12 protein-coding genes are annotated in these 14,485 nt (G+C 42.3%); 6 read left to right on the top strand and 6 right to left on the bottom strand.

Annotated features, from left to right (window positions below):
* Positions 1-20: 20 nt before the first annotated feature.
* Together CXF86_RS21480 and rluC are read right to left on the bottom strand one after the other, a co-directional pair.
* The gene (locus CXF86_RS21480; RefSeq protein ID WP_101091530.1) at positions 21-665 is read right to left on the bottom strand and encodes an HAD family hydrolase; all 645 of its coding nucleotides are present in this window, start codon (positions 663-665) and stop codon (positions 21-23) included.
* A complete protein-coding gene (gene rluC / locus CXF86_RS21475) occupies positions 662-1,621 on the bottom strand; it encodes a 23S rRNA pseudouridine(955/2504/2580) synthase RluC (protein WP_101091529.1) in 960 nt (319 codons plus the stop codon). The genes CXF86_RS21480 and rluC overlap by 4 nt, the downstream gene beginning before the upstream one ends.
* A gap of 595 nt (positions 1,622-2,216) precedes the next feature.
* Here rluC and rne point away from each other — a divergent pair.
* Complete coding sequence (gene rne / locus CXF86_RS21470) at positions 2,217-5,519, top strand: ribonuclease E (protein WP_102039988.1); 3,303 nt, start codon at positions 2,217-2,219, stop codon at positions 5,517-5,519.
* 129 nt (positions 5,520-5,648) lie between these two features.
* Positions 5,649-7,208: a SulP family inorganic anion transporter gene (locus tag CXF86_RS21465; RefSeq protein ID WP_101091527.1), complete on the top strand. Its 1,560-nt coding sequence runs from the start codon at positions 5,649-5,651 to the stop codon at positions 7,206-7,208.
* 71 nt (positions 7,209-7,279) lie between these two features.
* Here CXF86_RS21465 and CXF86_RS21460 read toward each other — a convergent pair whose 3' ends face one another.
* Positions 7,280-8,194: a bifunctional methionine sulfoxide reductase B/A protein gene (locus CXF86_RS21460; RefSeq protein WP_102039987.1), complete on the bottom strand. Its 915-nt coding sequence runs from the start codon at positions 8,192-8,194 to the stop codon at positions 7,280-7,282.
* A gap of 385 nt (positions 8,195-8,579) precedes the next feature.
* Here CXF86_RS21460 and CXF86_RS21455 point away from each other — a divergent pair, with 385 nt between their 5' ends.
* Positions 8,580-9,419 carry an isopenicillin N synthase family dioxygenase gene (locus CXF86_RS21455; RefSeq protein ID WP_102039986.1) on the top strand — a complete coding sequence of 280 codons (840 nt, stop codon included), beginning with the start codon at positions 8,580-8,582 and terminating at the stop codon, positions 9,417-9,419.
* A gap of 106 nt (positions 9,420-9,525) precedes the next feature.
* A complete protein-coding gene (gene ylqF / locus CXF86_RS21450) occupies positions 9,526-10,464 on the top strand; it encodes a ribosome biogenesis GTPase YlqF (protein ID WP_101091524.1) in 939 nt (312 codons plus the stop codon).
* A 43-nt stretch (positions 10,465-10,507) separates the two neighbouring features.
* On the opposite strand, the gene CXF86_RS21445 is transcribed toward ylqF, so the two are convergent.
* The 3 genes from CXF86_RS21445 to CXF86_RS21435 form a co-directional block, all read right to left on the bottom strand.
* On the bottom strand, positions 10,508-10,993 hold the full coding sequence (locus CXF86_RS21445) for a low molecular weight protein-tyrosine-phosphatase (RefSeq protein ID WP_374702348.1): 486 nt from the start codon (positions 10,991-10,993) through the stop codon (positions 10,508-10,510).
* A gap of 414 nt (positions 10,994-11,407) precedes the next feature.
* Positions 11,408-11,827: a DUF1353 domain-containing protein gene (locus CXF86_RS21440; protein ID WP_219622758.1), complete on the bottom strand. Its 420-nt coding sequence runs from the start codon at positions 11,825-11,827 to the stop codon at positions 11,408-11,410.
* 127 nt (positions 11,828-11,954) lie between these two features.
* Positions 11,955-12,842, bottom strand: coding sequence for a DNA ligase (locus CXF86_RS21435; RefSeq protein ID WP_101091522.1), 888 nt, complete (start codon positions 12,840-12,842; stop codon positions 11,955-11,957).
* Between the two features lie 200 nt (positions 12,843-13,042).
* Between CXF86_RS21435 and CXF86_RS21430 the strand changes: the two genes are divergently transcribed.
* Together CXF86_RS21430 and CXF86_RS21425 are read left to right on the top strand one after the other, a co-directional pair.
* Positions 13,043-13,414: a diacylglycerol kinase gene (locus CXF86_RS21430; protein ID WP_101091521.1), complete on the top strand. Its 372-nt coding sequence runs from the start codon at positions 13,043-13,045 to the stop codon at positions 13,412-13,414.
* A gap of 347 nt (positions 13,415-13,761) precedes the next feature.
* Positions 13,762-14,485 (top strand): hypothetical protein (locus tag CXF86_RS21425; protein WP_102039984.1); only part of this gene is annotated, 724 nt, incomplete at its 3' end.

Here is a 14,485-nt window from a genome sequence, read left to right as displayed (position 1 = left end):
GCGTTAAGCATATGAATAACTTATAGCACGCTCAACAGCGCTAACGGCGTAGCGATAATGGCTTTGGGCTGCGCTAAAATCAGTTTGTCGTGGCTATGAGCACCGTAGCTAACGCCTACCGCATCAATGCCAGCGTTATTTGCCATGTTCAAATCATGCAAAGAGTCACCGACCATCACCGCACGTTCAGGCGCAACATTAAGCTCTTTTAACAACTCGAGCAGCATGTCAGGATTAGGCTTACTTTTTGATTCATCAGCGCAGCGGCTAGATTCAAAATGATGTCCCAAACCTGTTTCGGCTAAAACACGATTTAAACCATTTCTACCCTTACCTGTCGCCACGGCCATACGATAGTTTCTCGCAGATAGCTGCTTTAGTAACGTTTCACTATCCGCAAACAATGGGCTCGGAGTGGTGTTTAGCGTTAAGTAATGCTCTTTATACGAGGCTATCATTGGCGCAAAGTTAGCTTGCCCCAACAATGGGTAAAGCGTCTTAAGCGCTTCATCCATAGATAAACCAATAATATCACGAATAGCGTTTTCGCTTGGCTTAACTAAAGATAGAGAATCGGCCATCTGTTGCATACAGGCCACGATTTTACTGATGGAGTCCATTAAGGTTCCATCCCAATCAAAAATGACGAGTTCGTATGACTTCATGCTTTTTTAAGCTTGGCTAACGTTGATTCTAGAATAGGATCCATTGGCGCTTTTACTTCCATCATCTCTTCAGTGTCAGGATGAATAAACCTAAGCTGAGCAGCGTGTAAAAAGAGTCTATTCAATCCGTGGACACGCATCGAGTCATCAAATTTCTGTTCGCTGTACTTTTCATCACATGCTATAGGGTGACCCGCATATTGACAATGCACACGAATTTGATGAGTTCGACCCGTGATAGGACTTGCTTGAACAAGCGTTGCATCACTATAGCGTTGCATGATCTTAAAGCGGGTTTCACACTCTTTACCCTCTTTATTGACTCTAACAATGCGTTCACCAGATTTAAGCGTTAGTTTTAATAACGGTGCTTTGACTGCCTTATCATGCTTTTGCCACTCACCTCTAACAAGCGCTAGGTAATCTTTTTGCATCTTCTTAGATCTAAGTTGATCATGTAGATGTTTTAGCGCACTGCGTTTCTTGGCAATAAGCAACAGGCCTGAAGTGTCTTTATCTAAGCGATGAACCAGTTCTAAAAACTTCTGCTGAGTGCGTAACGAGCGCATTGCTTCAATAACACCAAAATCAACACCACTGCCACCATGTACTGCGATACCTGATGGTTTATTCAGTACAATAATGAATTTATCTTCGTAGATAATACGATCTTCTAACTGCGAGACTTTCGTTAATTTAGCTGACGGCCCAGGACGTTCACTCGAATCAGAGACACGCATAGGCGGGATACGCACGATATCTCCATCTTGTAATTTGTACTCAGGTTTAATGCGTTTCTTATTAACTCTCACCTCCCCTTTACGTACAATCCGATAGATCATACTTTTAGGAACGCCTTTTAATTTAGTTAACAAATAATTATCGATACGCTGTCCGGTATGGTCTTCATCGATGGTAACCATTCGAACTTCTACTTTAGGAGATGGAGTATTCATGCTGCGCCGCTATGTGTTTCGTTGTGCATATTGTACAACAAGTGAAAAGAATTGTGCCTTTTCAATTGCTGATTTTATCTATTATTGCTATATTTCTCTCGCTAACGGGGATAACCAGTGGATAAAGTGTTCACAAATCCCCCATGCATCACGTTAAAGCATGAGACTAAAAATGTTTACAGTTTGATAGTAAATAATTGATTTACAGGTCGTTGTATCAATCAAAAGGTCAATAAATGGACCTTCACGACTAAATCAAAACGTAATCCCAACTTACAACTGGTTTCTCTGCTTTAAACGCCCCAATTTCGAAGAATAATTTTAACTCGTCGTCAGACGCTACCATTTCGAATTGGCATTACCGGAAAGTATTTAAGAATTTATGGGGTTGGTTGACGTTTTACAACGAATTCCTTGTTTTTGTAAACATTAAAAAATAAGCCATAAATAGGATGCGACACGCAGAGAATGCGTCTAACAGCAATGCGCACCTTGCCTAGAGACCGACCGTGAGGTCCTGTTTTTTAATCCTAGGCCCGTAATGCAGTGAAATAAGTATCGTTTGATGACCTTTATAAAGAAGAATTAAATCATCATGAAACGGATGTTAATCAATGCAACTCAATCTGAAGAGTTGCGCGTAGCCCTAGTTGATGGGCAACAATTATACGATCTAGATATTGAAAGCCCAGGTCACGAACAAAAGAAATCAAATATCTATAAAGGGACGATCACTCGAGTAGAGCCGTCTTTAGAAGCTGCTTTTGTTGACTATGGTGCCGACCGCCATGGCTTTCTCCCTTTAAAAGAGATCGCACGCGAATATTTCCCAAAAGGTTACTCTTTCCAAGGCCGTCCTAATATTAAGGAAGTCATAAAAGAAGGCCAAGAAGTTATTATTCAAATTGATAAAGAGGAGCGTGGCAACAAAGGCGCTGCACTCACAACCTTTATCAGTCTTGCGGGTTCTTATCTTGTATTAATGCCAAATAACCCAAGGGCTGGCGGTATTTCTCGTCGTATCGAGGGTGACGAACGTACTGAGTTAAAAGCAGCACTTTCTGAACTTGATATCCCACAAGGTATGGGCCTCATCGTCCGTACTGCGGGCGTAGGAAAAGAGCCAACTGAATTGAAGTGGGACCTAAAAGTTCTGCAACATCACTGGGCTGCAATTAAAGAATCGGCTGAAAGTGCGCCGGCTCCTTTCTTAATCCACCAAGAAAGCAACGTGATTGTTCGTGCTATCCGCGACTATTTACGTCGTGACGTTGGTGAGATCCTAATCGATCACCCACGTATTTATGAAGAAGCTAAAGAGCACGTTTCGTTAGTACGTCCTGACTTTGTTGAGCGTATTAAGCGTTATGACGCTGAAGTGCCACTATTCACGCATTTCCAAATCGAGACTCAAATTGAATCGGCCTTCCAACGTGAAGTTCGCTTACCCTCTGGCGGTTCGATTGTTATCGACCCAACAGAAGCATTAACCTCTATTGATATTAACTCTGCCCGTGCCACTAAGGGCGGCGATATTGAAGAGACAGCGCTAAACACTAACCTAGAAGCGGCCGACGAAATTGCACGTCAATTACGTCTACGTGATTTAGGTGGTTTAGTGGTCATCGATTTCATCGATATGACCCCTGTTCGCAATCAACGTGAAGTTGAAAAGCGTATGCAAGATGCTGTTCATCATGACCGAGCACGCGTCCAATTAGGCCGTATATCACGCTTTGGTTTGATGGAGATGTCACGCCAACGTTTGCGTCCTTCTCTAGAAGAGTCAGCAGCTCACCTTTGTCCACGTTGTCATGGACAAGGCACCGTTCGCGGTACTGAGTCACTTGCCCTTTCAATTTTGCGTTTGATGGAAGAAGAAGCCATCAAAGAAAACACATCGCAAATTGAGGCAATTGTTCCTGTTGATGTTGCTGCGTTCCTATTGAACGAAAAGCGTAAAGCAATTCGTATCACCGAAGAACGTCACAATGTTGAAGTGTATGTGATCCCAGATCCAAACATGACCACACCTGATTATCGCGTTGTACGTCATCGTAAAGATGACCAAATCAGCGAATCTAGCTATAAATTGCTTGAGCAAGAAGAAGCTAAGCTTTACGAGCCTCGTAAACTTGAAAGAGCTGCGCCACCACAGCCAGCACTGAAAGGTTTCTCAACGCCACAAATAGCAGCGCCTACACCTGCAGAAGCTAAACCCGCGCCAGTGAAACCAGCTGAGCCCGGTTTATTTGCTAAAATTGCAGCCGCAATCGGCTCACTTTTTAGTAGCAGTGAAGAAGTAAAGGTTGAACCTAAGCAGCAAGATAAAACAAGCCGCAATGGTCAAGCACGTAACAATAATCGTCGCAATAGCAATAACCGTCGCAACGACCCTCGCCGCAACCGCAATGAAGGTCGTAACGAAGGCCGCAATGAAGGTCGTAGTGAAGGTCGTAGTGACAGTGAGCAAGGTAAAGATACGCGTACTAAGAGCAATCGCAGTGACGCTAATGAAAACCAAGCAAAAGTGCAAGAAGAGACTAAACGTCCACAACGTAGCGAAAAGCCACGTAAGGCCGTAGAAACAACTAGCACCGAAACTGTCGAGCCTAAGCAAGAAGCAGCACGTGAGCGTCGTCAACGTCGTAACATGCGCCGTAAAGTTCGCGTCAGTAACGAGCAAGAAGAAACTAAAGCAGTGGTAGCTCAAGCTGAAGAGCCTGTTCAAACACAAGCAGTTGCAGATGATAAGCCCGCTCGTCCTAAGCGCCAGCCTCGTAAGCCAAGAGCTAAAGTTGAAACAGTAGAAAATACTGAAGCAACTGATGACGCTGTTGCAGTAGTGGCTAACGTTGAAGTCGCAAATGTTGTTGAAACCAACACAGCGACAGATACAACGCCTAAGACTGAAGTTGTTTCAACACCGATTGAAACTGCTGAGTCAGTTGCTATTGATCAAACTGAAGATGCAACAGATGATAAATCACGTGAACCTCGAGAAGGTCAGCGTAGAAGCCGTCGTAGTCCCCGTCACCTTCGTGCCGCAGGCCAACGTCGTCGTCGCGATGAAGATGAAAACACCTCTGAGACTCCAGCATTTACACCAAATGACATGGTCGAAGTTGCAACGTCAGCTCAAGCTTATGAAACTCACGAAGAAGCACCTGTTGCTAAAGTTAATGAGCCTAAAGTTGAAGCTGCTCCTGTTGAAGTCGCAGTAAAAGCTGAACCTGTCGCAGTTAAAGCAGAAACAGTAAAAGCTGAACCTGTCGCAGTTAAAGCCGAAACAGTAAAAGCTGAGCCTGTCGCAGTTAAAGCAGAAACAGTAAAAGCTAAGCCTGTCGCAGTTGAAGCTGAAACTGTAAAAGCTAAAACTAACTCAGTAGCAAGTTCATCAGCGATGAATACATCACCGGCTTATAAGCCTGCGACTGAAGTTAAAGCTCCTGCTCCTACAGCTAACGTGGTTGAAGCACCTGTTGTTGCTAAGGCTGCACCAGCGGTTACGGTAGAAGTAAAACAAGAGCCTAGCCCAGTTGTAACGCCTGAGCCTGTTAAAACCGCTATTGCAGTAAAACCTGTAGAAGCTACTGTTACCTCAAAGACTGTATCTGCACCAATGGCAAAACCAGTAGCCATCAAGCCTACTGAAAGCAAAGCGGTTGAAGTCGAAGCGGTTACACAGCCTGCGGCAATAGAAGTAAAGCCTGTTGCTAAAGCTAAGCCAGCAAGTCGTTTTGGTTCAATGGTGATGTCTGATACGACAAAGCCCGTTGTTAACGTTAGAGAGAACATAGAGACCCCAGCTGGTCGCCAATATGAAACCTCTGAACAAAATGATGAAGTAAAATCAAGAGTTTCAAACAGTGCTAACTCGGATATGACTCGCACCTAATCTAGATTTAGACTCGCGACAAAAAAGCCATGCTGAAGAGCATGGCTTTTTTATTTTAAAACAACGTGAATTTTGATAGTATGCGCGCCCAGACTTATTCCTATTCAACAAACTGTTAACAGAGGTTAAATGTTCGATCTCATTCGTCACAAAACGGCCAGTTCAAGAGCTGACTTACTTTCAGGCTTAACCGTCGCCCTTGCTTTAGTACCAGAAGCGGTAGCATTTGCATTCGTAGCGGGTGTTGAACCTATGGTCGGTTTATATGCCGCCTTTATCATGGGATTGATCACTGCCGTTATTGGTGGCCGCCCAGGTATGATTTCTGGTGCTACTGGCGCTATGGCTGTTGTTATGGTGGCACTCGTTGCCGAACATGGCGTGCCATACCTTTTTGCCGCTGTTGTACTCGCCGGTCTCATTCAAGTCTCTGCCGGTGTTCTTAAGCTCGGTAAATTTATCCGTATTGTGCCCTACCCAGTCATGATAGGTTTTGTGAATGGCTTAGCGATTGTTATTTTCTTAGCACAGCTAGGGCAATTTCAAACACCTGACGTTAATGGTGTTATGAGCTGGTTACCTCAAGACCAACTGATACTGATGTTAGGTCTTGTGGCTGTTACCATGGCAATCATTCAGTTTTTGCCAAAGCTAACGACCGCGATCCCATCATCACTTGCTGCCATTCTAACCGTGACTTTGCTAGTAACCTTCTTAAATCTAGACACGCGTACCGTATTGGATTTTCTGAAATCAATGAGCGGTGATGAACACGCAACAATCGCGGGTAGCTTACCCACTTTCTCTATACCAGCTGTCGAGTTTAGTTTAGCAACCCTTTACATCATTCTACCTTACTCACTTATTCTGGCCGCTGTAGGCCTGATTGAGTCGCTATTAACATTGACCGTTATCGATGAAATGACAGGTACTCGTGGTCGTGGTAACAAAGAGTGTATTGGTCAAGGTGTTGGTAACATCACTAGTGGTTTCTTTGGTGCTATGGGTGGTTGCGCGATGATTGGTCAATCAATGATCAACATTAACTCTGGCGGCCGTGGTCGTCTATCAGGGATCTCGGCAGCACTAGCCCTACTTGCCTTTATCTTGTTCGGCTCATCATTAATAGAAATGATCCCGCTTGCAGCACTTGTTGGTGTGATGTTCATGGTGGTGTTAGGTACATTTGAATGGGCTAGCTTTAAAGTCATGCGCAAAGTCCCTAAACACGATGCGTTTGTGATTATCCTAGTGACAATCGTGACAGTATTCACTGATTTAGCATTTGCTGTGTTTGTTGGTGTTATTGTGTCGGCATTAGTCTTTGCATGGGAACATGCAAAACATATCAACGTAGAGATCAGCGAAGATAAAAATGGTTGGAAAGTTTATAAGCTAAATGGTCCACTGTTTTTCGGTTCAGTTGCTGAATTTTTAGACCTGTTCCCTGCTAAAACAGATCCTGAAGATGTGATAGTCGACTTCCAGAACTCTCGCGTTTGTGACCATTCTGCACTTGATGCTATCGATACCTTAGCTGAGCGTTATGTCAGTGAAGGTAAGAAACTGCATTTACGTCATCTCAGTAATGACTGTAAAGAGTTACTGCATAAAGCAGGTGATTTAGTTGAAGTTAACTTGATTGAAGATCCTCACTATAAAGTCGCTGACGATAAACTCGATTCATAACAGTTTACATCAGCAATAAAAAAGACGAGCTAAATAGCTCGTCTTTTTTTGTCTGCGATTGACTGCCTATTTCACGACTTATCTTTCATTAACTCTGCAAAGAGTACTTTTACTTTATCGACTTTAGGTTTAACGATGATTTGACAATAAGGTTGCTCACCATTAAGTTCAAAATAGTCTTTATGACCATCTTCAGCAGCAAAAAAACCATTAAAAGCTGAGACTTCAGTCACTATCGGGTTTTGCCATACGCCCGCATCTGTCATCGTAGCAATCATGCCGTTAGCAATCTCAGCCTGCTTCTCACTATGAATAAACACAACGGAGCGATACTGTGGCCCGCTATCGTTTCCTTGCCTGTTTAACGTAGTTGGATCATGGCTTTGCCAAAATACGGCTAACAGGTTGTCGTAGCTAATAATCTTTGGATCAAACTCAATATGCACGACCTCAGCATGCCTTGTCATGCCACTGCAGACCGCCCTGTAATTGGCATCATCAGCATCACCTCCGGCATAACCTGAAACAACACTATTAACGCCTTTTAAAGCCGTAAAAACCGCTTCAGTACACCAAAAACAACCACCACCAAAGGTGGCTAATTCATACTGCTTTTCAACGATAGGCTTCTCCGATGCAGACTTAAAGGTCATCGATACCGAATTAACACAGTGTCTGACATTCTTAGGAGTGAGAAACTCACCTTCAAATACATGGCCTAAATGTCCATCACACTGTGCACAGACGATTTCAACACGTTGACCATCAGCATCAATATTGCGTTTTACCGCGCCGCTAATTTCATCATCAAAGGCTGGCCAACCACAATGGGCATTAAACTTACTGTCTGAGTTGTACAAAGGCGCATCGCATTTCTTACAACAATAAGTTCCTTCAGCTTCGTGCTGATAATACTCTCCGCTAAAAGGTCTTTCAGTGCCTTTTTGCTCTATGACTTGTTTTTCAAATTCTGTCAGTTTATGCATGATAACGACTCTATCTATATTTTATATCTTGATCCACATAGACCATAGATCCAACCAAATGCTTTCATATACCATCACTAATCGGCCATTTTACGGCGTAATTTGTATATCCGATAAATCAACACCCGTTCTATATTCTAGCCAATAATGCCACAGAACAGCGTGAATGTTGCTTACTTAACAAAAAACATTAATTTTTTTAGCCGTATAATACTCAGCAGTGTTAATTGATAACACTCTAATATCTATTGTATTAATGTCTATCTCAGCAACACTATTCATCTTGGTAAACAATAACCGATGTGATCTAAATCACTAACGTTTGCGTCGCGGTATCCGCGCCGCTAAACTTGCCCCGGGCTAACTAAAAATAAGAATAGACAATATGATTTTAGAGACAATTGATTATAGAGCGACTGGCAGTGCAGAAAAATTTGTAAAATCACTGCGTGACACTGGCTTTGGCGTTTTAAGTAACCACCCAATCGACAAACAACTCGTCGAAGATATCTACACCGAGTGGCAAGCGTTCTTTAATACCGACGAAAAAAGACAATTTCTATTTAAACCTGAAACACAAGATGGATTTTTCCCTGCGGAGATTTCGGAAACAGCCAAAGGCCACACCGTTAAAGATATCAAAGAGTATTACCATATCTATCCATGGGGACGTATTCCTGAGCAACTAAAAGCCAACATTTTAAAGTATTATGACCACGCAAATAGCTTAGCGGCGGAACTGCTTGAATGGGTAGAGCTATATTCACCAACAGAAGTGAAAGATAAGTTCTCAATCGCGTTACCAAAAATGATAGAAGACAGCCAAAAAACACTTTTACGCGTACTACACTATCCGCCAATGTCGGGTAATGAAGAAGCGGGTGCTATCCGCGCTGCAGCGCACGAAGACATCAATTTGCTGACGGTACTCCCCGCAGCAAACGAGCCGGGTCTGCAAGTTCAGCTAAAAGACAACTCTTGGATCGATGTACCAAGCGACTTTGGTAATATCATTATCAACATCGGTGACATGTTGCAAGAGGCATCAGGTGGCTATTTCCCATCGACTAGCCATAGGGTTATTAACCCAGAAGGCAGCGATGTGACCAAGGCTCGAGTCTCTCTGCCGCTATTTTTACACCCTAATCCTGAAGTGAAATTATCAGAGAACTACACAGCGGATAGCTATTTAATGGAACGCCTTCGAGAATTAGGGGTTATTTAGCCTCTATTGCATTCAAAAAGCGCTTTATAGCGCTTTTTGTTTGTTATAAATCAGCTTAACAAGGTAAAATCCCCACAATAATGTAATTTGATAGTAGAGCAAGCACATGGCAATTCAGTGGTATCCGGGACACATGTACAAAGCACGTAAAGAGATCGAAGAGGTAATGCCTCAGATCGATTTAGTTATTGAAGTGCTCGATGCGCGTATCCCTTACAGCAGCGAAAATCCTGAGGTGCAAAAGCTTCGAGGTGATAAGCCTTGTATCAAACTACTGAATAAATCAGATTTGGCCGATCCGGTAACGACCCAAGCTTGGATTGAATACCTTGAACAAGAGCAAGGTGTTAAAGCGATGGCGATTACCACTTTACAAGCAGCTCAAGTCAAGAAAATTCCTGACCTTTGCCGTAAATTTGTCCCGAGTAGAGACAAACTTGAAAAAGATATTCGTACCATGATCATGGGGATCCCCAATGTCGGTAAATCCACGATCATCAACACCCTGGCAGGCCGTACAATTGCTAAAACAGGTAATGAACCTGCGGTAACCAAAATCCAACAGCGTATTAATTTACGTAATGGTATTGTGCTGTCTGATACCCCTGGTATTTTGTGGCCAAAAGTCGACAATGAAAGAAGCAGTTACCGACTTGCCGTGACTGGTGCCATTAAAGATACCGCGATGGAATATGAAGATGTTGCTATGTTTGCCGCTGAGTATTTCCTCCTAGCCTATCCTGAAGCTATGAAAGAGCGTTATAAGCTAAAGGAGTTGCCGGAAACTGACATAGAGTTACTTGAAGCCATTGGCCGTAAGCGTGGTGCACTTCGCCCAGGTGGTCGTATCGACTTGCACAAGGTATCTGAACTACTGTTGCATGAGTTCCGGTCAGGAAAAATTGGCCAGCTATCATTAGAAACACCTGCCATGGCAGAGATTGAAAAAGCAGAAGTCGCCAGAATACTTGCAGAGAAAGAAGCTAAAGAGGAAGTTAAACGTGAACAAGAACGCTTAAAGCGCTCAGGCAAACGATTTAACTAGACTGATAGAAACATATTAAAAAGCGCTTAATAAGGCGCTTTTTTTATGTGTTGTTATCTCTAATGCTAGCAACGAGATGACTACAACTGTTCTCAAGCAGATCCAGTACTAATTCAAAACCATCACCAACGCCATAATAAGGATCTGGCACCTCTCGATAATCAACGTCATTGTCACTAAACGGACAAAAATCCAACATAAGCATGAGTTTTGATTGATATTGCACAGGGCAAAGCCGCATAAGATCAGCTAAATTTTGCTTGTCTGCAGCCAAAATAAGATCGAAATGAACAAAATCATCATTATTAACCTGTCTTGCCGTCATACCCTCAAAGTTTAAACCACGCTTCTCACCCGCAATCATCGAGCGTCTATCTGGTGAATGACCCTGATGATAACCAATAGTTCCAGCTGAATCGATCTCTATATCCAGCTTAGCGTTTCGTGCTTTATGCCTAAACATGGCCTCTGCCGATGGTGAACGGCAAATGTTGCCCATACAGACAAACAGTACACTTTTAATAGCCATTAGAGAGTTTTCCATTCTGTTTATCGCAAATTTACTATAAGTTGACTTATTAATCCTAACCAATTTGAAACTCACTAGGTATCATAAGTATAATTTACTGAGGGGAAGTGAAAGTGCTTTTTTTAGGATATTCTTAGACGATACCTAGCAGGATTAATACAAGTATCTACATGTGATGATGCGGCCTAACTTCATAAATAATCCATGTTAGTTATTTAGGTTTTCATGAACATAATCAAATTTTTATATGCCCGGTTTACCAATCACCAATGAACCTGACGCTGGATTGACGACCATCATATTTCCTATACAAGAAACTTAGGTGAAATTTGTCCATAAAACTTGGTAACGCTATCAAGTGTCTACAGCTCTAAGGGCTTACCACCGCATAAACTTAGCTGATAAACACGCCTGTTACGGCGCACTTAAAAGGTCGGGCTCAGCCGACTTTGCCCCCCCGAATCTCACACCTTGGTAGACATACCATGCTCTAAATGCTGACATGCCATCTTGCAAGCACACCTCTTTAAGGATCTCATCAACCCGTTTTCTATCCGACGGTGGTAACACCTGATCTCTCATAAGCTGATATAACGCGTCATGAATTAAGGAACCTTGCATAAAGTTTTTGCTGTCTATTGCCGGGCTACTTGGCCCATCCCATGCGTAACCAGCCTTTATAATTAAGCGGCCGCTGGCGTTGATCTCAAGAAAAAGATTGGCAATAGGTACTTTAACAGACAGACCTGTCTCATAGATTAATTCTGAATGTAGGTTGTATTTGTATTTTCTACGCTGCTTATACTTAATCAATGCCTTCTCCCAAGTATGCACTTCGCTGCCTTTAACACTGCTAGTTAAGGTTTTGCCAGTAAGATATAAAATATTAGTGCGAATAACATACTGAAATAGCAGTAAGAAATAAATAGCCTTGCAGCTAATTAAAGGGTGAAACGGTGAATTAGAATGGATCTCTAACTCGCAAAAAACTCGCAAATCTAGGGGTGCCTTTTTGTGTTTTACCGTAGTATTTAAACGTTATAATGCTACCCACCTTTGGTGGATTGCGGCGCTCTTCATCAGTAAAGCCGCTGCCAATACTAAATCGTTTTCCCTGCATACTTTCAACCAATAATGCCCCCATCATGCCAGTGTATTTACCCTTCCCTTGCTGATGCGCTAAAACAACAGCTTCTGCGTCGTAAACAGGTTTTAATTTAACAATGTCATGACTGCGCCCAATTTGGTAATGCGCCGTTTTTCGATGCAGCATCAAACCTTCACCATTTGCCTCAACGATAACATTAAGCCTTGTATCTAATTCAGCTTGGTCATCAATTGAGAACTGCTCAATAACGTGAATGTAGGGACTAATCTGTGATAAATCAGCCAGTGCTTTTTCATATCGTTCTATAAAAGGCATACTTTCCGCTGGCAGATCAAAAACCATAAAGCTGACTTGCTGCCACTCTGCTTTGCTGGCGTTATTCTTGCGGACAATAGCCGAGACTTGTTCGAAATGATTACGATCAATCCATAGCTCGCCGTCAATGGGGTAGTTTGGGAAACCTTCAACAAACCAATTGGGTACATTGATGACTCTGCCTGAACGAGACAACATATCGGAGCCATTCCAATAGCCCCTTACCCCATCGAGTTTTTCACTTATTAAGTAATCAGATAATTTAGTAATGCGCTGCTGTTCATATTCTTTTGCTAGTTGAATCTGCGGTTTAGCCATTTCTGCTGCAGTTAACTCCGCAGTCACAACAAAGAAAAACGCCAATCCCCCACAACAAAGACGTACCAAATAATTGAGTTCTGAACTTAGCCAGTAGATTTTTGTCATAAACAACTCGCATTACTAAATAAGCACCGCGCTCATTCTCTTTTAAAAAGCCTAGCCCCATAAAAGAGATATTCAATCAGCAAAATGGCAGAATTATCGCTGGGCTTTTTTGCATTAACACATAATTTTAACGTGCTATACTGAGCCGCAATTTTTGGGATCAATTCAAATTAAAAATAATCGTACATAGATGAGAGTATATGAAACCTGCAAATAATCATGGTATTAAACGCGTAATTAGAGCGACTGGATTTTCGATGCAAGGCCTTAAACTTGCGTGGAAACATGAAGCTGCATTCAGACAAGAATTGATGCTCGCTATCATTATGTTACCTATAGCGCTATTAGTTGACGTCACCACTGTAGAGCGCATTTTACTGATCTTTGGTTTGTTTTTGGTGCTAATCGTTGAGCTATTAAATTCAGCGATTGAAGCTGTCGTGGACAGAATTAGTGACGAGATCCATCCACTAAGTGGTCAAGCTAAAGATATTGCATCAGCAGCGGTATTTATGAGCTTAGCTTTTTGTGGCTTAAGCTGGGCGCTGATCTTATTGCCTAAATTTATATAACGCTCTTTTCAGTTAAACATGCTCTTTCTGTTAACGACATCTCGCTAGCGAAAGGGCATCTTGTGCCATAGAGACCAATATAAGCCCCTATAACACGTCCACCGTCTGCAAAATCACATCAGAGTTAAGTCACGTTTAGTACACTTTCTGTCATTTCCTCCACAAAACACGCCAAAACTAGTTAAAAATACAGCTTTACTGCAACAGATCAAACAAATTACACATATCTTGAAACAACTTATTCACATTTTGACATATGCTGTTATGCTGTTTCTAATATCTCTAAGCACTTGACTCGATTCAAATGCGAAAAATAAAAATTATAAAAGATTGCGGAGTTACTTTTAATGTCTAAAAGTTTCACATTTATCACAGCCACGTTATTGGCCTTGATGACAAGTTATAGTGTCAAAGCCGAGAATAATACCATTATTCGCGTGGGTGGTTTTTATGCAAATACTGATTCAAGTATTGATGTTAACGATCCTCTTCTGGGCAATAATTTCTCCCTCGATTTTGAACAAGACTTAAAGCTTGAAGAGTCTCAGTTTTTACCCTTCTTTGAATTCACTTACCAATTTAACGAACGACACAATGTTTATGTAGACTGGAAACAGCTGCACCGTAACGCACTCGTCCAGTCGGTCGAAAAGCCATTTCAATTTACTTGGGATGACATTACTTATGATGTCAAATCTGGAATTGCATTAGATACCACGCTAAATATCGATATTGCACGTATCGGTTATGGCTATGATATTTGGCAAGGTGATAACTACGACGTTGGTGTGTCGATTGGTTTGCATGCCATGTTTATTAAAACAGCTTTCAGTGGTGATATTGGGATCTGTGACGTCGATACTGAAACTCGCTGCCCTGACACGATTAGCATTCCTAAAATTGTTGATGAGAAGCTGACTGCCCCCCTACCTGATATCGGTGTCTATGGCAGTTATGAAATTTACCCTGGATTTAAGTTCAGCGGACACGCACAATATTTCTATATCAAGCTAGATGAATTAAAAGGCGGCTTAGTCGATATTAGACTCGGTGTCGAAGCGGCGATTACTG

This window comes from Shewanella sp. GutCb (genome assembly GCF_002836135.1).
Taxonomy (GTDB): domain Bacteria; phylum Pseudomonadota; class Gammaproteobacteria; order Enterobacterales; family Shewanellaceae; genus Shewanella.
The sequence above is the reverse complement of the archived record's forward strand: the minus strand, read 5'-3'. Positions and strand labels throughout refer to the sequence as shown.